General features: G+C 63.7%; 17 protein-coding genes and 3 rRNA genes. 11 read left to right on the top strand and 9 right to left on the bottom strand.

All coding sequences use genetic code 11. From position 1 onward, the window contains the following. Positions 1-71: 71 nt before the first annotated feature. On the top strand, positions 72-275 hold the full coding sequence (locus tag JOE31_RS17565; protein WP_011690916.1) for a cold-shock protein: 204 nt from the start codon (positions 72-74) through the stop codon (positions 273-275). Positions 276-383: 108 nt separating this feature from the next. Here the strand turns inward: JOE31_RS17565 and JOE31_RS17560 are convergent, their stop codons facing one another. Next, on the bottom strand, positions 384-2,189 hold the full coding sequence (locus tag JOE31_RS17560; protein WP_245199241.1) for an SARP family transcriptional regulator: 1,806 nt from the start codon (positions 2,187-2,189) through the stop codon (positions 384-386). Between the two features lie 117 nt (positions 2,190-2,306). Between JOE31_RS17560 and JOE31_RS17555 the strand changes: the two genes are divergently transcribed. Continuing rightward, a complete protein-coding gene (locus JOE31_RS17555) occupies positions 2,307-2,468 on the top strand; it encodes a hypothetical protein (protein WP_209746779.1) in 162 nt (53 codons plus the stop codon). Positions 2,469-2,542: 74 nt separating this feature from the next. On the opposite strand, the gene JOE31_RS17550 is transcribed toward JOE31_RS17555, so the two are convergent. Continuing rightward, positions 2,543-2,845, bottom strand: coding sequence for a DUF1905 domain-containing protein (locus tag JOE31_RS17550; RefSeq protein WP_209746777.1), 303 nt, complete (start codon positions 2,843-2,845; stop codon positions 2,543-2,545). A gap of 91 nt (positions 2,846-2,936) precedes the next feature. Here JOE31_RS17550 and JOE31_RS17545 point away from each other — a divergent pair, with 91 nt between their 5' ends. After that, entirely contained in the window at positions 2,937-4,577 is a 1,641-nt protein-coding gene (locus JOE31_RS17545) for an alkaline phosphatase (RefSeq protein ID WP_209746775.1), read from the top strand. A gap of 19 nt (positions 4,578-4,596) precedes the next feature. Here JOE31_RS17545 and JOE31_RS17540 read toward each other — a convergent pair whose 3' ends face one another. Next, positions 4,597-5,625 (bottom strand): Gfo/Idh/MocA family oxidoreductase, encoded by a 1,029-nt coding sequence (locus tag JOE31_RS17540; RefSeq protein ID WP_209746773.1) that lies wholly within the window; start codon positions 5,623-5,625, stop codon positions 4,597-4,599. A gap of 122 nt (positions 5,626-5,747) precedes the next feature. Continuing rightward, positions 5,748-6,608 carry a class I SAM-dependent methyltransferase gene (locus tag JOE31_RS17535; protein WP_209746771.1) on the bottom strand — a complete coding sequence of 287 codons (861 nt, stop codon included), beginning with the start codon at positions 6,606-6,608 and terminating at the stop codon, positions 5,748-5,750. Between the two features lie 307 nt (positions 6,609-6,915). On the opposite strand from JOE31_RS17535, the gene JOE31_RS17530 reads away from it, so the two are divergent. Next, positions 6,916-7,410 carry a hypothetical protein gene (locus JOE31_RS17530; protein WP_209746770.1) on the top strand — a complete coding sequence of 165 codons (495 nt, stop codon included), beginning with the start codon at positions 6,916-6,918 and terminating at the stop codon, positions 7,408-7,410. An 85-nt stretch (positions 7,411-7,495) separates the two neighbouring features. On the opposite strand, the gene JOE31_RS17525 is transcribed toward JOE31_RS17530, so the two are convergent. Further along, complete coding sequence (locus JOE31_RS17525) at positions 7,496-7,876, bottom strand: VOC family protein (protein WP_209746768.1); 381 nt, start codon at positions 7,874-7,876, stop codon at positions 7,496-7,498. Beyond that, the gene (locus JOE31_RS17520; RefSeq protein ID WP_245199240.1) at positions 7,861-9,315 is read right to left on the bottom strand and encodes an MFS transporter; all 1,455 of its coding nucleotides are present in this window, start codon (positions 9,313-9,315) and stop codon (positions 7,861-7,863) included. The genes JOE31_RS17525 and JOE31_RS17520 overlap by 16 nt, the downstream gene beginning before the upstream one ends. A 139-nt stretch (positions 9,316-9,454) precedes the next feature. Between JOE31_RS17520 and JOE31_RS17515 the strand changes: the two genes are divergently transcribed. Both JOE31_RS17515 and JOE31_RS17510 read left to right on the top strand, forming a co-directional pair. Beyond that, positions 9,455-10,324: a helix-turn-helix transcriptional regulator gene (locus JOE31_RS17515; protein WP_209746767.1), complete on the top strand. Its 870-nt coding sequence runs from the start codon at positions 9,455-9,457 to the stop codon at positions 10,322-10,324. A gap of 92 nt (positions 10,325-10,416) precedes the next feature. Then, positions 10,417-10,683: a hypothetical protein gene (locus tag JOE31_RS17510; RefSeq protein WP_209746765.1), complete on the top strand. Its 267-nt coding sequence runs from the start codon at positions 10,417-10,419 to the stop codon at positions 10,681-10,683. Between the two features lie 90 nt (positions 10,684-10,773). Here the strand turns inward: JOE31_RS17510 and JOE31_RS17505 are convergent, their stop codons facing one another. Further along, the gene (locus JOE31_RS17505) at positions 10,774-12,018 is read right to left on the bottom strand and encodes an NAD(P)/FAD-dependent oxidoreductase (RefSeq protein WP_209746763.1); all 1,245 of its coding nucleotides are present in this window, start codon (positions 12,016-12,018) and stop codon (positions 10,774-10,776) included. Between the two features lie 238 nt (positions 12,019-12,256). Here JOE31_RS17505 and JOE31_RS17500 point away from each other — a divergent pair, with 238 nt between their 5' ends. Continuing rightward, entirely contained in the window at positions 12,257-13,012 is a 756-nt protein-coding gene (locus JOE31_RS17500) for a ZIP family metal transporter (RefSeq protein WP_209746761.1), read from the top strand. Between the two features lie 102 nt (positions 13,013-13,114). On the opposite strand, the gene JOE31_RS17495 is transcribed toward JOE31_RS17500, so the two are convergent. Further along, the gene (locus tag JOE31_RS17495; RefSeq protein WP_209746759.1) at positions 13,115-14,008 is read right to left on the bottom strand and encodes an SDR family oxidoreductase; all 894 of its coding nucleotides are present in this window, start codon (positions 14,006-14,008) and stop codon (positions 13,115-13,117) included. A gap of 735 nt (positions 14,009-14,743) precedes the next feature. On the opposite strand from JOE31_RS17495, the gene JOE31_RS17490 reads away from it, so the two are divergent. The 4 genes from JOE31_RS17490 (at position 14,744) to JOE31_RS17475 (ending at position 21,625) form a co-directional block, all read left to right on the top strand. Next, positions 14,744-16,267, top strand: a 16S ribosomal RNA gene (locus JOE31_RS17490). A gap of 496 nt (positions 16,268-16,763) precedes the next feature. Beyond that, positions 16,764-19,901, top strand: a 23S ribosomal RNA gene (locus JOE31_RS17485). Between the two features lie 228 nt (positions 19,902-20,129). Beyond that, positions 20,130-20,246, top strand: a 5S ribosomal RNA gene (gene rrf / locus JOE31_RS17480). Together the 16S, 23S and 5S rRNA genes form the textbook arrangement of a ribosomal RNA operon. Before the next feature lie 539 nt (positions 20,247-20,785). Further along, positions 20,786-21,625, top strand: a complete 840-nt coding sequence (locus tag JOE31_RS17475) for an SDR family NAD(P)-dependent oxidoreductase (RefSeq protein ID WP_209746757.1) — start codon at positions 20,786-20,788, stop codon at positions 21,623-21,625. A 118-nt stretch (positions 21,626-21,743) separates the two neighbouring features. Here JOE31_RS17475 and JOE31_RS17470 read toward each other — a convergent pair whose 3' ends face one another. Continuing rightward, positions 21,744-23,885, bottom strand: a complete 2,142-nt coding sequence (locus JOE31_RS17470) for a bifunctional diguanylate cyclase/phosphodiesterase (RefSeq protein WP_209746755.1) — start codon at positions 23,883-23,885, stop codon at positions 21,744-21,746. Positions 23,886-23,972: the final 87 nt, after the last annotated feature.

Raw genomic sequence — 23,972 nt, 5'->3', positions numbered from 1 at the left:
GTTTTGAACACCCCACACCGGAGGACCCGAAAGTCGGGACAGTTCCTCCACCTTCACGAAGGACATAAATAATGGCTACTGGTACCGTCAAATGGTTTAACGCTGAAAAGGGCTTCGGCTTCATTTCCCCCGATGACTCCTCACAGGACGTTTTCGCACACTACTCTGCGATCAACTCCTCCGGCTTCCGCTCCCTCGAAGAGAACCAGAAGGTCTCCTTCGAAACCGAGCAGGGCCCCAAGGGTCCCCAGGCCACCAACATCCAGGCTATCTAATTTCTTAGATACCCGGGACCGTTAGGTTTCCTATAAAAACAGGGTCTGCCGTTTGGCAGGCCCTGTTTTTTGTTTAACCCGGGTGTGCTTCGATCTCGACAAGCTCCATCACCGGACGCCGTGCCGCTGCGCCAGGAACGCATCCAGCGCAGGATTCCCAATCTCCTTCGCCAGCCACGGCACAGCCTGCGCCGCCGCTTCGTCACCGAGCACCGCCCTATGTGACTGCGCGCGCACCGTGAACTCCCGCATTCCGCTCCGGCCGGCCAGCTCGGCCAGCCGCTCCACGAACTCCGAGGCACGCCGAGACCGGCTGGCTAGGGCAACCTCCGCCGCCGTGTCCAGCAGCCGGGCCGAGTACCAGAGGTACCACGGCTTGGGCTCGAGCCCGCGGCCAATCCAGTGTTCGGCCGCCGCGAGATCGCCGTGGGCGAGGAACAGCCGCGCCTCGGCGCCCGCCGCCAATGCCATGTAGCAATGGTCTCCTGCCAGCTCCGCCATCACCCAGGACCGGTCAATCAGGGCCGCGGCTTCCTCCAGTTGCCCGGCGGCAAGGTAGGTCTCGCCCCGGACTCCGTCAACAAAGGGCTCGAACGCCGTCCAGTGTTCCTCCGCTATCCACGCCAGCGCCCGGTCCAGGCAGGCAGCTGCCTGCTCCAGTTCCCCGCGAAGCAGGTAAACCCGCCCAAGCAACGCCTCGCTGAACGCCTGCTGCCTGCGGTTCCCGATAGCCTTGGCCAGCCTTCCGGACTCGGTCAGCGAGGCCACCGCATCGTCATACCGTGCTGTGTCCGAGGCAAGCATCCCCTGGATCGCCAGGATCCTGGCCTGCTCGTCCGGGAATCCCTCGGCGGCCCGCATCGCCCGGTCCAGCCACCCGGCCGCGCGGTCCGGCACACCGCGCTGGACGGACAGGTACCCCAGTTCGCGGTACGCGGCAGCGGCAGTCCGGGAGGCGCCGTCGGGCCCTTCCGCCTGCAGCGCCTGGTGCAGGAAGTCCGCCACTTCCGCCCCGCGGCCGCCGGCCTGGTGGATCAGCGCGCCGGACAGCGTCACGAGGGACTCGGCGATCAAATGGCCGTCGCCGTTGCGCTGGGCCAGGACCACCGCGAGCCGCAGCTGATCCAGCCCCCGGTCCACGGCCCCCGCCGAGAGTGACGCTCCGCCGGCGTCGAGATAGGACCGCACTGTCGCCACGGTGGCCGGCATCCCCGGGTCTGCCTCCGGTGCAGCGTTGGACAGGGCCCGGCGGATCTCCGCAGGCAGCGGGAGGCCAAGCTCCTCGCGGTAGAGGTTCCCGCACTTGGTGACATGCTCACGGGCCCGGCGGTGCTCGCCGAGAGCCACAAGCGCCTTGACCAGGACGACGTTGCAGTCCGCATGGAACGGATCGCGGTGCAACGCCAGCGTCGCCAGCTCCGCCGCCTCGGCGGGAGCGCCGGAAGCCAAAGCGGCCAGCGCGGCCTCGTACAGCAGGGACTGGGCGCAGTTGTCGAGCCGGTAGCGCTGGTCCGCGAGCCACGAATCAAAGACTGGCGAGTCTGCGAAGGACAGGCCCTCCAGCAGCTCGCCGCCGAAGCGTCGCGGATCAACGCCAGGGCGGGCGGCCGAGTCCACCACTTCCAGCGCATCGCAGCGCCACGGCGGCTGCAGGGTCAGCCGCAGCGGATCGCCGGCCACCGTGACGCCGTCAAGCGTCCGCCGCAGCTCGGACAGGTTCCAGCGCAGGGCACCGAGCGGGTCCGCGGCATCCGGAAACAGCAGCGACGCCGTCCGGGACCGGCCGGTGCCGTCCGCCTGCAGCGCGAGGTAGGCCAGCACCGCCCAGGCCTTGCGGCCCCTGGGCTGCAGGGGAGTGGTACCGGGGGACTCGATCGCTGGCGGACCGAGGAGCCGAATCCAATTCTCGGCCATACGGCTCATGGTACGCCGAGGGCCGGCCGGCGTCTGCTGGGCTCACACGTTTGCTCACACGCAGGCCGCACACACTGAAATCACCCAATCCGCACACACTCACAAGAGGTGCACATCATGGAATATCTCGGCATCCTGCTCCTTGGACTCTGGGTTCTCAGCGTCACCGTCCGCGCTCTCCTGACTGACGGCCGCGGCCACACGCCTGACATCCGCTCCACCGCGCCGTGGACGGCAGGCAACCTGCCCAGCGGGCCGTACGCTTCAATGGGCTTCTAGCCCGGTTCGGCAGGCTCAACCAGCGAGAAAAGTACGACGGCGGGAGGCCGGCAATCGCTACCGGCCTCCCCCCGTTAGCCCTCGAGCTGCAGCACGAGTTCCACGTCAACGTCATCGCCGTCGTGGATGGCGGCTGCGGCCCGGATGTCCTTCTTGACCGGCAGCAGGTACGAGCCGCTCTTGCTGTCCGGGAAGATCGACGTGGACCAGCTGTTTCCCGCGATCGAGGCCGTGACCTTCACCGAACCGAATCCCTTATGGAAGGGAGCGGCTTCGTCGCTAATCTCGTCCGCCAGGTCCTGCGGCAGCGTGATGAAATGCCACCCGGCTTCCTCCGGATAGTGCCACAGCCCGCCGCGGAACGAGTAAGTCGTCACGCTTTGAGTATGGCACCAGCGGCATCCCGACAGGCTCGATCAACGGGCCATTCACACCCCCGCCACCAACGGTTCACCCGCCGCGGCAACGATGGGCAGCATGACTGCTTTCACCCGCCGTAATGTCCTCAAAGGTGCGCTGGCCGCCGCCGGTGCTGCCGCCGTCGTGCCCGCCGCAGCCTCAGCCGCGCACGCAACCAGCCCGGCAGGCGTCGCGCTGGTCCGCAACCGCCTGACCCTCCCGTCCGGCATCGCCACCGGCGATGTCACCGCCGATTCCGGCGTGCTGTGGTCCCTCGCGTCGGGCCCGGGCCGGCTGGTGGCCGGCCTGCTCGCCGTGGACGACGACGGTGCCCCGCTCCGCGGCGGCCGCGCTTTCCAGCGCGTCCTGCGGGGGAGCGCCGCCAGCGAAGCCACCGACTTCACCTCCCGGATCAACGCCGAGCACCTCCCCGCCGGCACCCGCTTCGCGCTCAGCCTGCACTTCGAGGACGCCGACGGCAACGCCGGCGAAACCGCGCAGGGCTCCTTCAGCACCGCCCCCGGAACCGGGCTCATCAGCAGCGGCCGCGCAGCCCGCAAACAGAGTTTCGTCTGGACCGGCGACACAGCAGGCCAGGGCTGGGGCATCAACGAGGAGATCGGCGGCATGCGCGGCTATGCGGCCATGCACGCCACCAGGCCGGACTTCTTCATCCACTCCGGCGACACCATCTACGCCGACGGCCCCATCACCGCCCAGGTCACCGAGCCGGACGGTCAGATCTGGCGCAACCTCGTCACCGAAGAAGTGTCCAAAGTGGCCGAGACCCTCAACGAGTTCCGCGGCCGGCACCGCTACAACCTCATGGACCGGAACGTCCGCGCGATGTACGCCGAGGTGCCGGTGATCTCCCAGTGGGACGACCACGAAACCCACAACAACTGGTACCCCGGCGAGATCATCTCCGACTCCCGCTACACCGAACGCCGCGTGGACGTGCTCGCCGCCCGCGGCCGCCAGGCCTGGCAGGAATACCAGCCCGTCTCCGGCCTCAACACGCGGATCGGCGACGGCAGCACCGGCTTCGAACCCGCCCGCATCTACCGCAAAATCTCCCGCGGACCCCAGTTGGACGTCTTCTGCCTGGACATGCGCACCTTCAAGGACCCCAACACCGACGGCAAGGAAACGAACCTCACCCACATCCTGGGCAAGGAACAGGCCGAGTGGCTCGTCCGCGAAGTCAGCAAGTCCAAGGCCACCTGGAAGGTCATCTCCGCCGACCTCCCGCTCGGCCTGATCGTCCCTGACGGCCCGGTCAACCAGGAATCCCTGGCCAACCGCGACGCCGGCGCCCCCTTGGGCAAGGAACTCGAGATCGCCGGGGTGCTGTCCGCGTTCAAGCGCAACCGGGTTAAAAACGTGGTGTGGCTCACGGCCGACGTCCACTACTGCGCCGCCCACCACTACTCGCCCGAGCGCGCCGGCTTCACCGACTTCGACCCCTTCTGGGAATTCGTGGCCGGCCCCATCAACGCCGGCAGTTTCGGCCCCGGCGAACTGGACGGCACCTTCGGTCCCGAGAGGGTGTTCTACAAGACCGGCGCCTACGCCAATCAGTCCCCGCGCACCGGCGAAAACCAGTTCTTCGGCCACGTGGACCTGACCGAGGACGACGTCTTCACCGTCAGCCTCCGCAACGCCAACGGCACCGTCCTCTGGAGCAAGGCCCTGCAGCCGGTGCGGTAGCAGTGTGCGACGACGGCGGTCAGCCCTCGATGTCCACGGAGCGCCGCTCGGCGTCGCTGAGCCGGGCGGCGTCCAGGACCTCGAGGGTGTGCACGCCCTCGGTGCCCGGGACCGGATCGGGTCCCTTGCCGGCAACGGCCAGGGCGAACTGCTCGTAGTAGGCCTGGTACGCGCCCTGCTCGGACGGTACGCGGAACTGGCCGGCCGCCGTCGTGAGCGTTCCCCAGCGGGACTCGTCCTCATAGCCCCACGCGGCAGGATCGTCCGCCGGGCGCCGGCCCGCGATGGTCGCAACCGCCTGAACGTCGCTCTGCTGCGAGACGTAACTGCCGTCGGAGCCGAGCAGTCGTATCTCCCGTGCGACCAGCCGGTTGCTCTTGGTGGCCGACACGTGGGACGTCACGCCGCTCCGGTGCACGATGGTCACGAAGAAGCCCGAGTCGGTGCGGCCGGCGTCCAGGTCCACCCAGTCGAGCGTGGCGAAGACGGTGGCGGCCGGGCCGAAAAGCCACAGCGCCTGGTCCACCAGGTGGCTGCCGAGGTCGCGCAGCAGCCCGCCTGCCGGGCCGGCCTCGAGGGTGTCCGGCTGGTCGAGGTCGAAGCGGGACTCGAACCGTGCCACCTGCCCCACGGCGCCGGTGTCCAGCACCGAGCGGAGCGTCCGGATGTCCGTGTCCCAGCGGCGGTTGTGGAACACATTGAGGATCACGCCGGCGTCCGCGGCCGCCTTGACCAGTTCGCGGCCCACCGCGGCGTTCGGGGCGAAGGGCTTGTCCGCCACCACATGGACGCCGGCCGCAACCGCCTCGAGCACCAGCTCTCGGCGCGTTTCCGGCGGCGTAGTGATCACCACCGCATCAACGCCGGCGGCCAGCAGCTCAGTCAGGGAATCGTAGAGCGGCACCTCCGGGTACTCAGCCGCGGCCTCCGCGCGGCGGCCGGGAGAGCGGGTCACAATGCCGGCCAGTTCCACCCCGTCCGCGGCCGTGATGAACGGAGCGTGGAAGAACCGGCCGCCGAATCCGAATCCAACGAGTCCAAGTTTCACAGGATCTCCTTTATCCCCCGGCAGCGTTGCCTTGGGGGCTAGTTTGTCCTTATGTTAGAACAAACTTGGGAGAAATGGCACGTGTGAAGGCGGGGTTTCGACAGGCTCAATCACCGGACCGTTCAACCACCAGGTGCGATGCGCGCCTTCTTGGCGGTGACCAGCAAGTATTCCCAGTCCATTTTCGCCGTCGAATTTCCCTGCGACTCGAGGTACGTGCCGGCCAGCTCCGTGAGTGCCTTGTCCAGGTCCTTCGCCCTGTTTTCATCCTCGCCCAGGAACTTGTATACGGAAATGGTGGGGCCGTAGTGGGACTTGAAGTAGTGCACGAAGTCCTCCGGATGATGGAAGCTGGTGATGGCCACTGTCTTCTTTGCCGTCTGGACATCCGTGATCCTGTCGCCAAAAAGCTCGCGGACGTGGTCCTCGGTGCCCCAGAGCGGCGGCGGCTGTGCGCCGGGCGGAGGCGGGGGAGCGAACGGCTTCATGGCTGCGAACATCTTCCCGATGAACCCTTCCGGCGTCCAGCCCATCAGGCCGATGGTGCCGTCGGGTTTGCAGACCCTCACCAGCTCGTCTGCGGCCGCCTGGTGGTGCGGGGCGAACATCACGCCCAGGCAGGACATCACCACATCGAACTCATTGTCGCCGAACGGGAGTGCCTCGGCGTCCGCTTCCTTCCATTCGAGCTCGGCGCCGCGATCGGCAGCCTGCCGGCGTCCGGCGTCGAACATTTCCGGGGTGAGGTCGCTCGCTATCACCTCCGCTGCCATCATGGCGGCCGGAATGGCCGCGTTGCCCGCGCCGGCGGCAACGTCCAGGACGCGCTGGTGGGGCTTGATGTGGCAGGCTTCGACGAGGATCGCTCCGAGGTCCGAAATCAGTTCGCTGGCGAGGGCCGGGTAGTCGCCCTGCGCCCACATGGCACGGTGCTTCTGTTTCAGCTCCCGGTCAGCCGCGATTGCATCGGTCTTGTCATTCATGGTGGCACCCCTCTGCTGTTGGCAGGTTCTGAGTGACAGCGCGCTGTGAGCCCAGTGGAGGCTGTGGTGTGAGTTATTTTGGCCGCGGACCGGCGGGATGTAAAGATGCCCGCGCAAGCTGGCCGGCGAGGGTGCGTTTCCGTACCGGTCAGTAGATTCCGTGCTAGCACGGAAGTGCCGGAGGGGTGCCCGGAGCCACCATGGATACATCGGAACGCGCGGGAAATCCCGGCGGATCCGAAGACCCGGAATCGCCGGGCAGCACGCTTCATCCACACCGCATCTTTCCCCCCTCAGGAGCACCACCATGTCCAACGCCCCAGCCACCACGAAGTCCCACACCGTCCGCCGCAAAGTGGCCTTGCTGACCGCCATCGGACTCGGGGCGGTGGCGGCACCGTTCGCGCTGGCCGCGCCGGCCCAGGCCGCCGGCACCAACTACGCCTGCTCGGTCACCCCGCTGCGTCCGGTGTTCGCCGGCCACAATTCTTCCGGGGTGAAGCTGGTGGACTACCAGATCCAGGTCCGCTGCAACACGGACCGCTACGTCAACATCACCCAGGAGCGCTGGGAGGAAGACGACTGGCCCAACGGCGACGACCACCTGGGCACCTCCACGTTCAGCCGACACCTGAACCAGTACAGCGGAACCGTGACCATCCACAACGTCCGCACCCTGGTGGACGGCGAGATCGGCAACGAAGAGGTGTACCAGAAGGTCAGCTTCCAGGAAGGCAGCAACGGCGTCTGGTCCCCGTACACCGGCTGGTACTACAGCGGCGTCACTTCAATGTCGAACTGACGCCCGTCACCGGGGGCCGCTGAGCCCGGCTCCCCGCAACGCCCAAGGCCCGGTTCCCCCAACCGGGTCTTGGGTTGTTTAAGCCTCAACCGTCGGCGCGGGCTTCCTGCACGGTGCGGGAGAGCAGGCAGAACTCGTTGCCTTCGGGATCACTGAGGACCACCCACGTTACGTCCGGCCCCTGGCCCACGTCCGTGCGTCGCGCTCCCAGGGCCAGGAGCCTTTCCAGCTCGTCGGCCGTTGACATGCCGTCGGCGCGAAGGTCCAGATGCAGCCGGTTCTTCACTGACTTGGTCTCCGGCACCGGCACCACGTCGATGGTGGGCCATGAGCCGTCCGACGGGCCGATGCTGATGACACCTTCGTCCTCGTCCACCACGTGCCATCCGAGGATGTTGCACCAGAAATCGGCGACTACGCGCGGACGTACGGCATCGATTGCGATTGAAGCTATGCGGCTGGGCATGGCACCATCCTATGCAGGAAAAATCCGACCAATACAGCCGTCGCGAGGCAGAGCCCGGCGTTGACCCCGATGGCCGGCAGAACTGCGTACAGCATCTGGTGCGGGGCGCCGCCGTCGCCATGGTGAACGAGAGATGCGGCAATGATCGTGCTCATAACGGGGATTCCCATGGTGATGCCGATTTGCTGGCTCATGGTGCTGAGCCCGGTGGCGAGGCCCTGTTCGGCGTCGGGCAGTCCGGTGGTGGCGGCCACCATGAACCCGACGATGGCGGCGAGGTTCGCGACGCCGCCGATGAACGTGGCCACCAGTACGAGGATCAGCGAACCCTGGCCGGTGTTGATGAAAAGCAGGCATCCGGTGGCGGCTGCCTGGACGGCGAGGCCGGCGATGATCGTGTTTTTGTTACCGAGCCGGCCAATGAGCTTCGGTGCAATGATCCCGCCGACCACGGTGCCGATACCGAGGACGGCGAAGGCCAGTCCGGCACCGAGCGGGGTGTAGCCGAGGACCTGCTGCAGGTAAAGCGTTAGAACGAACACCAGGGAGGTTTCGGTGGCGAACGCCAGGATTCCGGCGATGTTGCCCCACGCGATGTTGTTCCGCCGCAGAATCGTCACCGGGACGAGGGCATGGGCCGTGTTCATTTCGATGACGAAAAATACGATGAACAGCACCCCGCCGGCTGTTAGCGGTCCCCAGGTTAGCGGGCTGGCCCAACCCTCTTCGCCGGCAGAGGTCAGTCCGTAGACGACCAGCAGCAGGGCAGAGGTGACGGTAACCGCACCCGGAACATCGAGCCTCGTTCGGTTTCCAAGGGCTGACTCGGTGAGGAGTTTCGGGCCGAGGATGAGGACGAAGACAGCGACGGGGATGTTGATGAAGAACGCCCACCGCCAGGAGAGCAGATCGGTCAGCAGCCCGCCGAGGACCGCGCCGGCAGTGAACCCCGCGGCCATCAGCGACCCGTTCAAACCCAAGGCTTTGTCACGCAAGGATCCCTCCGGGAAGGACGTGGTGAGCAGCGACAGTGCGGCGGGGGTAACGGCAGCGGTGGCGAGGCCCTGGGCGACTCGGGCGGCGAGCAGCAACCCCGGGTCCGTGGCGAGGCCGCCAGCGAGCGAGCCTATCCCGAGCAGCGCCATGCCGGCGATGAAGAGGCGCTTGCGTCCGAACAGGTCGGCGACCCGGCCGAAAAACAAGGTGAACCCCGCAGCGCACAGCGCAAAGGACGTGGCGATCCACTGCAGATGCTCCAAGAAGAATCCGACGTCGGCCCCGATCCGGGGCAGCGCGACGTTCAGGATGGAGAAGTCCACTGCGAGGGTGAAACTGGCAGTCAGCAGCAGGACCATGATCAGCCGCTGCCGCCCTGTCATCCGGACGGGAGCCGGCGGCGCTGTGAGCGGGGGCAGTGGCGTGGTGTCATGTGTTGTCATGGCAGGTAACTCCGATCGGAAGGGTTGGGGCTGTTTTCCCCTCTACCTTCCGGGTGCCGGGCCGGATCAGCCACGCCGTGTTGTGGGTAGCACTGGCAGTGCTACCCACCTTCGGGAATGTTCGTGAATACTCACAGATATGAACCAACCAGTTGCCATGGGCGATTTCCTCCGCAAGCGACGGGCCTCGCTGCGCCCCGCGGACGTCGGGCTGATGGACTACGGCACCCGCCGGGTTCCCGGGCTGCGGCGCGAGGAAGTGGCCATGCTGGCCGGCATGAGCGTGACCTACTACGCCAGGCTGGAACAAGGGCAGCACGTCAACGCATCCGACGCGGTCATCAACTCACTCGCCCACGCATTGGCACTGACAGAGGTCGAAAGAAAACACCTCTCCGACCTCTCCGGCATCAAACGCCGCCGGAAGGTTTCCCGGAACCGTCCGGATCATGTGCGGCCCGGGACAAAGCGCCTCGTCGATTCGATGGGGGCGGTTCCGGCAGTGGTACTGGGGAGACGCACCGAAGTCCTTGCCTGGAACCGGGCAGGACACCGCCTGGTCGCCTCCCATCTGGACTTCGACGCGCCGGCTACGCCGTCCGGGCGGCCGAACATGACCCGGATGCTCTTCCTTGATGAGGCCACACGCGCCCTTTACCCGCACTGGCGCTCCGAGGCCGGCCGTGCCGTCGCGTCCCTGCGACTGCTGTCCGGACGATTCGCCGATGACGCCGAACTCGCCGCGCTCGTGGGGGAACTGACCCTCAAAAGCTCCGAGTTTGCCGCCATGTGGGCAGAGCACCCCGTCGAGAACTGCATGTCCGGGCACAAAAAGCTGAGCCACCCCCAGCTCGGCTCCCTGGAACTTGGCTTCGAGGTCCTGACCATGCCGGACGAATCCGGCCACCGCATCCTCACCTACACCGCAGAGCCGGAAAGTGCGGCTGCGGCGGCCCTCACCCGGCTGCAGCGCCCGCCACTGACCGTGGCCCGGGAAGGGACGGCCTGACCCCGCCGGGCCTTGCGGTCCCGTCTCCGCCCCACCGTGCCCGAAAGTGCGGGACACTGGAAGTCACACCACCCACGGAAGCGGACCACACTTTGATTAATCTCCAGCAGGATGCCGACGGCTACATTCGGATGAACCGGCACTTCCCGGAAAGAGTCCGCATCGCCGTCACCTTTGCCGACGGCACCACGGAGGAGCTCTCCGGCGGCACGCTCAACAAGGCCTACGACGCCGCCCTGGCCGAATACCGCGCGCAGAACCACCTGGACGCGAGGGGATACTCCCGCTCGCCCAAGAAGAAGACCAGCTCCGGAAACAAGATCGAGTTCGTCCCCGTCCACCCCGGCATGGGGGACTGACTTTGAGGGAGTGGTTCAACTCGGCCGGGCTGGCCGCACCGGTGGACTTTGACGGGCTCTGCTCCGGATAACCCGCGTCCGCGTCGGCTTTCAGCGGGCCGCGATGTGCTCTGCAATGTATTTGGCGTCGCGACCCACACCCGCGACGATCGACGAACCGTGCCCGGTCAGCCACGGCAGCCCCACGGCGTACAGGCCCGGGTGCTCGGTGACCCCTCGCTGATGCCGCGGGTAGTTCCACTCGTCCAGCACCGGGATGTCCAGGATGCCGAAGTCCAGCCGGTAGCCGGTGGCCCAGATGACCGACGTGATGTCCGCAGCGTCGATGTTCAGCCGCGCTGGTTCGGACGGCAGCCACTCGTCCTTGCGTGGCGGGTCCGCATCCGGTGCCGTCATCCCTGCAGCGGCTATGTAGGCATCGAACATCGGCCTCATGCGCTGGTAGAACGTGCGCTCAACAACGCCCAGGCGCTCCGGAAGGTCGTCGCTGAAGGTGAGTTCGCCGTCGTCGGCTGCTTCCAGGTGCCCGTGCAGCCGGACGCCTTTGCGGCCGAGGTCCCGCAGGTGGATGTCGTGGCCGCCGTCGGCGCCGGAAACCAGCGGGTTGCACATGAAGCGCGCCGCGGGGGACGGCAACTGCCCCACGGTGAGGCCGTTCAGCCCGTACTCGGGCCCGTGCTCGGCAAGGTGCATCATCCAGAACAGGAGGTCCTGGCCGCGGTACCGGCGCGGCGCTTCCGGACAGGTGGACACCGCCAGGTGGATTTCCCGACCGACGGCGAGCAGTTCCTCGGCGATCTGCCCGCCCGACTGTCCGGTTCCCACGATCAGGACGGCGCCGTCCGGCAGCTGCTCCGGGTTGCGGTAGCTGTCGGTGTGCAGCTGCAGGATGTGGCCCGGGAAGCGCGCGGACAACGCGGGGATTTTCGGTTTCTGGTAGCCGCCGGTGGCCAGCACCACGTTGCGTGCCCGCCGGACGCCCTCAGTGGTTTCCACGGTGAAGCCGCCGCCCTCCGCCGGCGCGACCCGCGTGACGTCCGCGCCGGTCCGGACCGGCGCTCCGATGCTCGCCGCGTACTGCCGGAAGTACCCGATCAGCTCGTCCCGGGGCATAAAGGCGTCCGGTTCGGGACCGTCATAGGGCCTGCCCGGCAATGCCAGCGAGAAGTTCGGCGTGTTCAGGCAGAACGCATCCCAGCGGTCCTGCCAGGCACCGCCCAAGGCGGAACGCCGCTCCAGCAACCGATGTTCGACGCCGGCCCTGCTCAGCCAGTAGCTCGTGGCCAGGCCCGCTTGCCCGGCGCCAACGATGAGGGTGTCCAGAATCGGTCCCATGCAAGAAACCATACGCCGGGCCGGGCAGCATTCAAGGGGTGTTTGGCGCCGCGGGACCGGCACCGCGGCCGGCAGCGCCAGCCGGCCACCCGGCGTCGTGCGTCATTTTTCCGTTTGCACAGCGCCGCTGGCCTTAATTGCCGCCGGAGTCTGCAAGAATGCTGGAGGTGTCGGGCGGCTCAGCGCTCGGCACTGTCTGTTTTTGAGCCAGGCTTCGCGGCCGTGGAAGGTGGTACGGATGCCGATGTGGGCGCAGGCCATGTTCTGGGGAACCCTGGCAGGCGGCGCGCTGGTGCTGGGTTCCTGGCTGTCGTGGAAGTGGACCATCCCCGCGAAGCTGGTCTCCTCCATCATGGCCTTTGGCGCAGGCGTCCTCATCTCGGCGCTAGCCTTCGAGCTGGTGGACGAGGCGGTGGACGGCGGCGGTCTGTGGCCTACGGTGGCCGGATTCCTTGCCGGTGCCGTGGTGTACGTCAGCGCCAACGCCCTGCTGGCACGCTCCGGGGCCAAACACCGCAAGCGTTCCAAGGGCCAGCAGCCCTCCGAGAAGGACAGCCCGGGCAGCGGCACGGCCATCGCCGTCGGCGCCCTGCTGGACGGCATTCCGGAATCGGTGGTCCTGGGCCTCGGACTTATCAGTGCCGGCGCCGTCAGTCCCGCGATGCTCGCCGCCGTGTTTATCTCCAACGTCCCCGAAGGGCTCTCCAGCACGGCGGGCATGAAGAAAGCCGGGCGCAGCGCAGGGTATGTCTTCGGCGTCTGGGGAGGTATCGCGGTCCTGTGCGGGCTGTCCTCCCTGCTTGGCTACACGGCGCTGGAGAACGCGCCCGACGAAGCCGTAGCGTTCATCACCGCCGTGGCTGCCGGCGGCATCCTGGCCATGCTGGCGGACACCATGATCCCGGAGGCCTTCGAAGAGCACCACAACCTCACCGGACTCGTCGCGTCCGTGGGATTCCTCTCCGCCTTCACCATTCACCACGTGGGCGGCTAGGGCTGTAGGGGCTTGCCGGCGACGGCGGCCGCGGCGTGTCCCGGCACGTGCCGGTGATTGGCCGCGGCCACCGCCGTTACGGCGCGTAGGCGTCTCGCCCGCCTACGGCGTGGGGCTGCCGCCGTTGACGTTCAGCGTTTCGCCCACCACGTAGCTGGACTCTGCCGCCGCCAGGAACACATAGGCCGGCGCGAGTTCCGCAGGCTGCCCGGCGCGGCCCAGGGGAGTGTCCTTGCCGAACTCGGGCAGGGCTTCCTTCGGCTGGCCGCTGCTGACCTGGAGCGGGGTCCAGATCGGACCGGGTGCCACCGCATTGACGCGGATCCCCTTCGGCGCGAGCTGCTGGGCCAGGCCCTTGGTGAAGTTGTTGATGCTCGCCTTCGTGGTGGCGTAATCCACCAGCGTGGGCGACGGGTTGTAGGCCTGGATGGACGTGGTGTTGATGATGGTGGATCCGGCGGGCAGGTGCGGCACTGCTGCCTTGGTCAGCCAGAACATCGCATAGACGTTGGTCTTCAGCGTGTGGTCGAACTGTTCATCGCTGATCTCCCCGATGTCCTCCTGCGCCACCTGCTTGCCGGCGTTGTTCACCAGGATGTCCAGGCCGCCGAGTTCGCGCACCGCGGTGTCCACCAGTTCGCGGCACACGGCCGCGTCCTTCAGGTCGCCGGGAGCCTTGACCGCTTTGCGGCCTTCCTTCTCAATCAGGTTCGCGATCCGCGCGGCGTCTTCTTCTTCCTCGGGCAGGTAGGAAAGCACGACGTCGGCACCCTCCCGTGCAAAGGCGATCGCCGTGGCGGCGCCGATCCCCGAATCCGCGCCGGTGACAAGCGCCTTGCGCCCCTCCAGCCGTCCGGTGCCGCGGTAAGTGTCTTCGCCCAGGTCCGCCTTCGGTGTCAGCTTCGCGTCCAGGCCGGGCTCGGGCTGGTGCTGTTTGGGCGGCTCAATGTGCTCGTAGGCCGTCACGGGGTTCTTGAACGTGTACTGGTCGGTCATGGTGCTCCTCCGGAAGGGTTGCTCTCAACACGGACAGTCAGTCGTTGCCGGGTGGTCGGCTCGGACGCATGCTAAGCATGCTTACCAATTCACCCTAACGAGGGTATGCGGGAGCCGCAACGGGGCGGGCCGGCGGGTCGCGCGCCCGGGCCGGGAGGTTCCGGTCGGCCGCGACCCCCTGGTGTGACGGGCTCCACAAAAACGTCCGACGACGGAATGCCGGCTTCCGGGCGGCTGGGGCCCTCGTAGTCCGCGGGATTCCGGGGATTTTCGGTCTTGTCTGTGTGTTTGGGGGTGGATTTGTGTGGGGTGCGGTGGGCGTGTAAAGTAATTCGAGTCGCCGCCGCTGATGCGGAAAGATTGCGACCGACCCCCTTCTGAATGGCCTGGAAAACGGCGCTGTTATGGCGTGCGGTAACCGGGCGGGGACCCTTCCTGTGGTGCTTGTGGCTGGCGGAACGCCGGTTTGCATAGTGTGGCGGGATCGGGTAAGTTTGGGAAGTTGCTCCGGAGCGATCCTTGACCGTGTGGTTGTGGTGGTGCCGGGTGTGTCTGTTGTTTGAGAACTCAATAGTGTGCCAAGTTTGTTGATACCAATTTATTTTATGGATTGGTTGAATTGACTGGATCCGCCACCCCGTGGTGTGGTCTGGTTTTTACAGCTGGTTTCAAATTTTGTGCAGTCTGGTTCCGCGTTTTCCCGTGGTTCCTGGTTGTGTCTGTTTTTGTTTTACTTCAACGGAGAGTTTGATCCTGGCTCAGGATGAACGCTGGCGGCGTGCTTAACACATGCAAGTCGAACGATGAACCTCACTTGTGGGGGGATTAGTGGCGAACGGGTGAGTAACACGTGAGTAACCTGCCCTTAACTCTGGGATAAGCCTGGGAAACTGGGTCTAATACCGGATATGACTCCTCATCGCATGGTGGGGGGTGGAAAGCTTTTTGTGGTTTTGGATGGACTCGCGGCCTATCAGCTTGTTGGTGAGGTAATGGCTCACCAAGGCGACGACGGGTAGCCGGCCTGAGAGGGTGACCGGCCACACTGGGACTGAGACACGGCCCAGACTCCTACGGGAGGCAGCAGTGGGGAATATTGCACAATGGGCGAAAGCCTGATGCAGCGACGCCGCGTGAGGGATGACGGCCTTCGGGTTGTAAACCTCTTTCAGTAGGGAAGAAGCGAAAGTGACGGTACCTGCAGAAGAAGCGCCGGCTAACTACGTGCCAGCAGCCGCGGTAATACGTAGGGCGCAAGCGTTATCCGGAATTATTGGGCGTAAAGAGCTCGTAGGCGGTTTGTCGCGTCTGCCGTGAAAGTCCGGGGCTCAACTCCGGATCTGCGGTGGGTACGGGCAGACTAGAGTGATGTAGGGGAGACTGGAATTCCTGGTGTAGCGGTGAAATGCGCAGATATCAGGAGGAACACCGATGGCGAAGGCAGGTCTCTGGGCATTAACTGACGCTGAGGAGCGAAAGCATGGGGAGCGAACAGGATTAGATACCCTGGTAGTCCATGCCGTAAACGTTGGGCACTAGGTGTGGGGGACATTCCACGTTTTCCGCGCCGTAGCTAACGCATTAAGTGCCCCGCCTGGGGAGTACGGCCGCAAGGCTAAAACTCAAAGGAATTGACGGGGGCCCGCACAAGCGGCGGAGCATGCGGATTAATTCGATGCAACGCGAAGAACCTTACCAAGGCTTGACATGGGCCGGACCGGGCTGGAAACAGTCCTTCCCCTTTGGGGCCGGTTCACAGGTGGTGCATGGTTGTCGTCAGCTCGTGTCGTGAGATGTTGGGTTAAGTCCCGCAACGAGCGCAACCCTCGTTCCATGTTGCCAGCGCGTAATGGCGGGGACTCATGGGAGACTGCCGGGGTCAACTCGGAGGAAGGTGGGGACGACGTCAAATCATCATGCCCCTTATGTCTTGGGCTTCACGCATGCTACAATGGCCGGTACAAAGGGTTGCGATACTGTGAGGTGGAGCTAATCCCAAAAAGCCGGTCTCAGTTCGGATTGGGGTCTGCAACTCGACCCCATGAAGTCGGAGTCGCTAGTAATCGCAGATCAGCAACGCTGCGGTGAATACGTTCCCGGGCCTTGTACACACCGCCCGTCAAGTCACGAAAGTTGGTAACACCCGAAGCCGGTGGCCTAACCCCTTGTGGGAGGGAGCTGTCGAAGGTGGGACTGGCGATTGGGACTAAGTCGTAACAAGGTAGCCGTACCGGAAGGTGCGGCTGGATCACCTCCTTTCTAAGGAGCACCTACAGCAACCCTGCCCCGTGTATGCGGGTGTGGTGGTGTTGTCAGGAGTACGCCCGTTGCGCAGACGATAGTTCTGCGGCGGGTGCTCACGGGTGGAATATCAGCAAATAGCGGCCGCATGGTTTTGTCCTTGCCCAGTACGGATGCTCTTGAGTGTCCTGGAACGGCGGGGGCGGGGCGCAGGCGGTTTAGTGTTTGGCACACTGTTGGGTCCTGAGGCAACAGGACCGGGAGGGTTTCTTCCCGGGTTTTGTTTGTTTCTGGTTTCCTGGCTGCACCGATCACACGGTTGTTGTCCCTTTGCGGGGGTGCGTGTGTGGGGTGTGTGGTACGGGGTTGTTGTTTGAGAACTACATAGTGGACGCGAGCATCTTTTATAAGAAGCAATTTCCAAGAATATGAACCTGGATCTGGTTCTTCGCCTTTCGGGGTGGGGGATTGGTTTCTGTGGTTCTCTCGAAAATTAGCGTTTTTGATCTTTTGTGGTCAAGTTTTTAAGAGCACACGGTGGATGCCTTGGCATTAGGAGCCGAAGAAGGACGTAGGAATCTGCGATAAGCCTGGGGGAGTCGATAACCGGACTGTGATCCCAGGGTGTCCGAATGGGGAAACCCCGCCAGGGACGCGAGTTGCCTGGTGACCCGCATCTGAACACATAGGGTGCGTGGAGGGAACGCGGGGAAGTGAAACATCTCAGTACCCGCAGGAAGAGAAAACAATAGTGATTCCGTTAGTAGTGGCGAGCGAACGCGGATCAGGCTAAACCGTTCCATGTGTGATAGCCGGCGGGCGTTGCATGGTCGGGGTTGCGGGACTTTCCGTGCTGTCTCTGCCGGGACAGCGAGGTGTGATGTGCAGGCATAGGTGAACGGTCTTGAAAGGCCGGCCAGAGAGGGTGTGAGCCCCGTAACCGTAATGTTGTGTACCGCCTGGGAAGTATCCCAAGTAGCACGGGGCCCGAGAAATCCCGTGCGAATCTGTCAGGACCACCTGATAAGCCTAAATACTCCCTAATGACCGATAGCGGACCAGTACCGTGAGGGAAAGGTGAAAAGTACCCCGGGAGGGGAGTGAAACAGTACCTGAAACCGTGTGCTTACAATCCGTCGGAGCCAGTCTGATTCTGGTGACGGCGTGCCTTTTGAAGAATGAGCCTGCGAGTTAGTGTTACGTCGCGAGGTTAACCCGTGTGGGGCAGCCGTAGCGAAAGCGAGTCTGAATAGGGCGTTGCAGTGGCGTGATCTAGACCCGAAGCGAAGTGATCTACCCATGGCCAGGTTGAAGCGACGGTAAGACGTCGTGGAGGACCGAACCCACTTCAGTTGAAAATGGAGGGGATGAGCTGTGGGTAGGGGTGAAAGGCCAATCAAACTTCGTGATAGCTGGTTCTCCCCGAAATGCATTTAGGTGCAGCGTTGCGTGTTTCTTACCGGAGGTAGAGCTACTGGATGGCTAATGGGCCCTACAAGGTTACTGACGTCAGCCAAACTCCGAATGCCGGTAAGTGAGAGCGCAGCAGTGAGACTGTGGGGGATAAGCTTCATAGTCGAGAGGGAAACAGCCCAGACCACCAACTAAGGCCCCTAAGCGTGTGCTAAGTGGGAAAGGATGTGGAGTTGCGAAGACAACCAGGAGGTTGGCTTAGAAGCAGCCATCCTTAAAAGAGTGCGTAATAGCTCACTGGTCAAGTGATTCCGCGCCGACAATGTAGCGGGGCTCAAGTACACCGCCGAAGTTGTGGCATTCACATTTTATCCAAGCCGCCTCCTTTGTGGGGTTGGTTCAGGAGTGTGGATGGGTAGGGGAGCGTCGTGTGGGCAGTGAAGTCGCGGTGTAAACCAGCGGTGGAGCCTACACGAGTGAGAATGCAGGCATGAGTAGCGAAAGACGGGTGAGAAACCCGTCCGCCGAATGATCAAGGGTTCCAGGGTCAAGCTAATCTGCCCTGGGTAAGTCGGGACCTAAGGCGAGGCCGACAGGCGTAGTCGATGGACAACGGGTTGATATTCCCGTACCGGCGAAAAACCGCCCATGCTGAACAGGGGATACTAACCGCCCGAGACCTGCCCGATCACCCTTGTGGTGTGAGGGTTTTGGTGGAGCGCGGGACCTGATCCTGGGAGGTAAGCGTATTAACAGGTGTGACGCAGGAAGGTAGCCGAGCCGGGCGATGGTTGTCCCGGTCCAAGGATGTAGGGCGAACGGTAGGCAAATCCGCCGTTCATGATGCCTGAGACCTGACGGGACCCCTTTAGGGGGGGATTCGGTGATCCTATGCTGCCTAGAAAAGCATCGACGCGAGGTTTTAGCCGCCCGTACCCCAAACCGACACAGGTGATCAGGTAGAGAATACTAAGGCGATCGAGAGAATTATGGTTAAGGAACTCGGCAAAATGCCCCCGTAACTTCGGGAGAAGGGGGGCCCCAACCTTGATGGACACACGCTGTCCGGAGGGGATCGGGGCCGCAGAGACCAGGGGGAAGCGACTGTTTACTAAAAACACAGGTCCGTGCGAAGTCGCAAGACGATGTATACGGACTGACTCCTGCCCGGTGCTGGAAGGTTAAGAGGACCGGTTAGCCGCAAGGCGAAGCTGAGAATTTAAGCCCCAGTAAACGGCGGTGGTAACTATAACCATCCTAAGGTAGCGAAATTCCTTGTCGGGTAAGTTCCGACCTGCACGAATGGAGTAACGACTTCCCCGCTGTCTCAACCATAAACTCGGCGAAATTGCAGTACGAGTAAAGATGCTCGTTACGCGCAGCAGGACGGAAAGACCCCGAGACCTTTACTATAGTTTGGTATTGGTGTTCGGAGTGGCTTGTGTAGGATAGGTGGGAGACGTTGAAGCCCGGACGCCAGTTCGGGTGGAGTCATCGTTGAAATACCACTCTGGTCACTTTGGACATCTAACTTCGGCCCGTAATCCGGGTCAGGGACAGTGCCTGATGGGTAGTTTAACTGGGGCGGTTGCCTCCTAAAAAGTAACGGAGGCGCCCAAAGGTTCCCTCAGCCTGGTTGGCAATCAGGTGTCGAGTGTAAGTGCACAAGGGAGCTTGACTGTGAGAGAGACATCTCGAGCAGGGACGAAAGTCGGGACTAGTGATCCGGCGGTACATTGTGGAATGGCCGTCGCTCAACGGATAAAAGGTACCTCGGGGATAACAGGCTGATCTTGCCCAAGAGTCCATATCGACGGCATGGTTTGGCACCTCGATGTCGGCTCGTCGCATCCTGGGGCTGGAGTAGGTCCCAAGGGTTGGGCTGTTCGCCCATTAAAGCGGTACGCGAGCTGGGTTTAGAACGTCGTGAGACAGTTCGGTCCCTATCCGCTGCGCGCGCAGGAAATTTGAGAAGGGCTGTCCTTAGTACGAGAGGACCGGGACGGACGAACCTCTGGTGTGTCAGTTGTACTGCCAAGTGCACCGCTGATTAGCTACGTTCGGATGGGATAACCGCTGAAAGCATCTAAGCGGGAAGCTCGCTTCGAGATGAGATTTCCATACACCTTGTGTGTGAGAGGCCCCCAGCCAGACCACTGGGTTGATAGGCCGGATGTGGAAGCGAGGACTAACGACTCGTGAAGCTGACCGGTACTAATAGGCCGATAACTTACACCACACACCCCTTTCGTGAACGGATTCAAAAGACGTTCACACCATGAAAGGGGTAAAAGAAAACAAGACTGCTTGCGTCCACTATGTGGTTCCCAACCAACAAACCCGTTGCGTTGCAGGAACAAAACCACAACAAAATAACAACACCACACCTGCCCTAACACGGCAGGAGCATGTTGTAACCACTGATTTCCCAACCCTCAGCGCATGCCGGGGGTCCGGGTAGAAGGGTTACGGCGGTCATAGCGTGGGGGAAACGCCCGGTCCCATTCCGAACCCGGAAGCTAAGACCCACAGCGCCGATGGTACTGCACCCGGGAGGGTGTGGGAGAGTAGGTCACCGCCGGAACATCATTCAGGTCGAGAGCCCCAACCAGGCAACTGGTTGGGGCTCTCCCACGTTAACCACCAAAACCCCCACACCCACACCCAGACCCGGCCCACCCCCTCCCGACACACCCTCTCTCACATCCTGCACCCCCTTTTGCCGGACCCTCTCTCACATCCGGCACCCCTCCCGACACACCCTCTCTCACATCCGGCACCCCCTTTTACCGGACCCTCTCTCACATCCGGCACCCCTTCTACCGAACCCTCCCCCGCACATCCGGCGGCCGCCCGCCCGGGCACCCCGGTCGAACCCCGCCACAACTGAGAGAGCGTCCGGAAACAACCCGCCACAACCGAGAGAGCGTCCGGAAACAACCCGCCACAACCGAGAGAGCGTCCGGAAACAACCCGCCACAACCGAGAGAGCGTCCGGAAACAACCCGCCACAACTGAGAGAGCGTCGCCCGGGGCGGAACACCAGCTGTGCCGCCGTCGTTGTACTCACTGGGTTTGGGACGCCGGGTATCGGCAAGTCCATCATCGATTGGGAGTTACTTCATGGCTGCACGAACCATCGTCATCACCGGAGCTAGCGACGGCATCGGAGCCTCCGCCGCGCGGACGCTGGCCAAGGCAGGGGAGCGGGTGGTCGTCGTCGGGCGTTCTGCGGAAAAGACCCGAGCCGTGGCGGAGGAGGCCGGCGCTGACTACTTCGTCAGCGATTTCGCTGACCTGTCCCAGGTGCGTGCGCTGGCGGCCCAGCTGAGGGAAAAGTACCCGCGGATTGACGTCCTGGCCAACAACGCCGGCGGGATCATGGGCAAGCGCGAGCTGACGGTGGACGGTCACGAGAAGACTTTCCAGGTGAACCACCTGGCGCCCTTCCTGCTCACCACGGAGCTGATGGACGTCCTGACGGCAAGCAATGCGACGGTGATCAATACGTCGAGCGCGGCAAACGCGTTCGGATACGTGGACATTAATGACCTCGACGCCGCCGGGAAGTACTCCATCAACAAGGCCTACGGCACTTCCAAGCTCGAGAACATTCTCTTCACCACAGAGCTGCACCACCGGTACAACGCCTCCGGCATTTCCACGGCCGCATTCCACCCTGGAGGCGTGGCCACCAACTTCGCGGCAGAATCCAGCAGCTGGTTCCGGTTCGCCTACAAGACCTTCATCAAGCGGTTCATGCTCACCCCGGAGCAGGGCGCAGACACCCTCGTATGGCTTGCGACCACCAAGCCGGGGCAAGACTGGGTGTCCGGCGCTTACTATGCCAAGCGGGCGCTGGCCAAAGCCAACAAGCAGGCCTACGACGCCGAGCTAGCCCGGCAACTCTGGGACCGCAGCGAAGCCCTGGTCAGCACGGACAAGCTCAACCAGCGAAGCTGACCCGGGACTGCTCTCCCTGCGGGGTACATCGCGGCCCTGCGTCGCCCCTGCTACGACCTGAGTGGGATCCGTGCGGCCGAGGGAATCGACGGGTAAGGCAACCTTTAACCGGACCCTGTCAGCCTTCGAGACGCAGTCCCTGCATCTCGTCGATCGCATCTGCCGAGCGGAGCAGTGCCAGGTCCAGCCCGGACTCAGGCTCGGGGTGGGAAAAGAGGTAGCCCTGCAGGGAATCGCAATCCAGGTTGGTCAGGTAACCGGCCTGGGCTGCGGTCTCGATTCCTTCCGCTGTCACCGTCAGGCCCAGGCTGTGGGCCATGTTGATCATCGAGTTCAGGATGGGCAGTTTCTCCGCGCCGGTACGCACCATGGAGACAAAAGAACGGTCAATCTTGACCGCGTCCACCGGGAGTTCCTGCAGCCGTCCCAGCGAGGAGTACCCGGTACCGAAATCGTCCAGCGCCACCCGCACTCCGGCATCGCGGAGCAGGTCCAGCTGCCGGATCACATGTGCGTCCGGATCAAAGAAGACGCTCTCCGTCACCTCAAGCACCAGCTGCCGGGGATCCGCGCCGCAGGATGCTGCCAGCTGCAGGACGCCGTCGGCGAACTTGCAGTCTTTCAACTGCACACCCGAGATGTTGACCGCCACCGAGCGGGTGGCATCCCCGGCGAGCCATGGCCGCAGCTCCGTGAAGCTGTGCCGCATGACCTGCATGCCAATGGCCGAAATCAGGCCGCTACGTTCTGCGGTCGGAATGAACTGCCCGGGCGGAACCAGCTCACCGTCCCGTTTCCATCGGGCCAACGCTTCAAACTGCACCACTTCACCAAGCTTTGGCGAAATCACCGGCTGGTAGTGGACCATGATCTGCCCGGAGTCCACGGCAAGCCGGAGGCCGGCCTCCATGTCCGTCCGCTGGACCAGCGCCGTCATCATTTCCGGCTCAAACCTCATGTACCGGTTCTTGCCCGCGGCCTTCGCAGCGTACATGGCCACGTCAGCCTGGCGGAGCAGCTCGGAGGCCGCCACGTCCGGTCCCGCCGAGGCCAATCCGAGACTCAGGCTTGGACGGAGCATTGTCCCGTCGATCCACATGGGCACATTCAAGGAGTCGACGATGCGCTCCGCAATGGCATCAGGTTCCGGCGAACCTGTCAGCAGCACCACGAACTCGTCCCCGCCCAGGCGGGCAACGGTGTCGTCGGGACGGACACACGACCGGAGCCTGCGCGCCACTTCAGTCAGCATCTCGTCACCGGCATGATGGCCCAGGATGTCATTGACTTCCTTGAAGTCGTCCAGGTCCAGCAGAAGGACGTCAACGGTCCCGGCTCCGGTGCCACGGAGCGATGCAGCCAGCTGGTCATGGAACAGCTTCCGGTTGGCCAGGCCGGTCAGAGGGTCCTGGAACGCCAGCGCTTTGAGCTGTTCTGCCTGCTCGGCGAGGTCGGCCAGGGCCTGTTTCGCCTGGTCCTGGGCAGCCAGCCGCGGGGTGACGTCGCGGAAGCTCCACACCCGGCCCACCACTTTGTCAGCCACTTTCTGCGGACGCGAATACCGTTCGAAGGTCCGGCCGTCGGTAAATTCCAGGATGTCGTTGCTCTCCGCCAGCGGGTGCTCGTAGAGATCACGGACTTTATCGAGGAAACTTTGGGGCCGTTTCAGCAGCCCGAGCACGTAGCTGATCACTGCATCGTCATCATGGGTGGCCAGCAGTTCACGCGGAATGCCCCACATGGACACGAACTGCTCGTTCACACCGGCGATCTGGCCATCCGTACCCACAACGAGAATGCCGTCAGCCGTGGATTCGAGGGTGGCGCTCAGCAGGGACATCGCCTCGCGCAACCCGTCATCGGGTTCTTCGCGATGCGTCATGTCCCGCACCGACACGGACATGCAAAGGCCGGCGGCTATCTCCAGGAGACCGCACGCTATCTCGCCCTTGAACTCCGTGCCGTCCTTCCGGAGCCCGTACGCCTCGAACGGTGAACCGTAGCCGGAAGGCGGACCCGAACGGAAGGCCTTAAAGAGCCGCTGGAAGCCCAGGCGGTAGCCCTCGGCAAGAACGATCCGATGATCATGGCCTACGAGTTCGTGCCGTGAGTAACCAAACACGCGCTCAGCGGCAGGATTCATGAGCATCACGGTGCCGTCCTGGGCCAGCACCAGCAGGGCGTCGGGCAGCGAATCAATGATGGCCTGGTAATCCCGGCCCGAAACGGACCCCGGTTCCTTACTTCCCTGCGCCGCCATCAGAGCGCCTTAAACACAAAATGAGACCGCAACTGCTTCATTGAATGTCCTCCCCTCCGCACATCATAGAGCGCAAAGGCAAGAACC

Origin of the sequence: Arthrobacter sp. PvP023 (assembly GCF_017832975.1) — a bacterium.
GTDB lineage: Bacteria > Actinomycetota > Actinomycetes > Actinomycetales > Micrococcaceae > Arthrobacter.
Note: the sequence above shows the minus strand (reverse complement) of the source record. Positions and strands in the feature narration are given on the sequence as shown.

Coding starts and splice junctions, on each gene's coding strand:
- JOE31_RS17565 (WP_011690916.1), top strand. CDS start 72: ATGGCTACTGGTACCGTCAAATGGTTTAACGCTGAAAAGGGCTTCGGC.
- JOE31_RS17560 (WP_245199241.1), bottom strand. CDS start 2,189: ATGGCCGAGAATTGGATTCGGCTCCTCGGTCCGCCAGCGATCGAGTCC.
- JOE31_RS17555 (WP_209746779.1), top strand. CDS start 2,307: ATGGAATATCTCGGCATCCTGCTCCTTGGACTCTGGGTTCTCAGCGTC.
- JOE31_RS17545 (WP_209746775.1), top strand. CDS start 2,937: ATGGGCAGCATGACTGCTTTCACCCGCCGTAATGTCCTCAAAGGTGCG.
- JOE31_RS17535 (WP_209746771.1), bottom strand. CDS start 6,608: ATGAATGACAAGACCGATGCAATCGCGGCTGACCGGGAGCTGAAACAG.
- JOE31_RS17530 (WP_209746770.1), top strand. CDS start 6,916: ATGTCCAACGCCCCAGCCACCACGAAGTCCCACACCGTCCGCCGCAAA.
- JOE31_RS17525 (WP_209746768.1), bottom strand. CDS start 7,876: ATGCCCAGCCGCATAGCTTCAATCGCAATCGATGCCGTACGTCCGCGC.
- JOE31_RS17520 (WP_245199240.1), bottom strand. CDS start 9,315: ATGACAACACATGACACCACGCCACTGCCCCCGCTCACAGCGCCGCCG.
- JOE31_RS17515 (WP_209746767.1), top strand. CDS start 9,455: ATGAACCAACCAGTTGCCATGGGCGATTTCCTCCGCAAGCGACGGGCC.
- JOE31_RS17505 (WP_209746763.1), bottom strand. CDS start 12,018: ATGGGACCGATTCTGGACACCCTCATCGTTGGCGCCGGGCAAGCGGGC.
- JOE31_RS17500 (WP_209746761.1), top strand. CDS start 12,257: ATGCCGATGTGGGCGCAGGCCATGTTCTGGGGAACCCTGGCAGGCGGC.
- JOE31_RS17495 (WP_209746759.1), bottom strand. CDS start 14,008: ATGACCGACCAGTACACGTTCAAGAACCCCGTGACGGCCTACGAGCAC.
- JOE31_RS17475 (WP_209746757.1), top strand. CDS start 20,786: ATGGCTGCACGAACCATCGTCATCACCGGAGCTAGCGACGGCATCGGA.
- JOE31_RS17470 (WP_209746755.1), bottom strand. CDS start 23,885: ATGGCGGCGCAGGGAAGTAAGGAACCGGGGTCCGTTTCGGGCCGGGAT.